This window comes from Cellulosimicrobium sp. GQ32 (genome assembly GCF_059758455.1).
In genome coordinates this window covers 1-209 of sequence record NZ_JCAXEP010000048.1, presented here as the reverse complement: position 1 = coordinate 209, position 209 = coordinate 1, and the positions used below count along the sequence as shown (strand labels likewise).

The window sequence follows — 209 nt, the reverse complement described above, 5'->3', positions numbered from 1 at the left end:
CTAGCTGTTGCTGGCCATGACGTTGGTGACGCCTGAGCGGAGTTGTGCTGCTGGGGGCTGGTTCCCGGCGGCGGTGTGGGGTCGATGGTAGTTGTAGTGGATGTTCCAGGTGCTGATCGCCTGCGCGCGTTCGTCTTCGCTGTTCCAGGCGCGGGCGTAGAGGACCTCGTCGGTCAGGATGCGTTGGTAGCGCTCGACCTTGCCGTTGT

1 protein-coding gene is annotated in these 209 nt (G+C 63.6%); it reads right to left on the bottom strand.

What is annotated here, in order from left to right; translation table 11 throughout:
• The coding region (locus AC6CH9_RS20875; RefSeq protein WP_498156611.1) for an integrase core domain-containing protein at window positions 1–209 on the bottom strand (209 nt) is incomplete at its 5' end.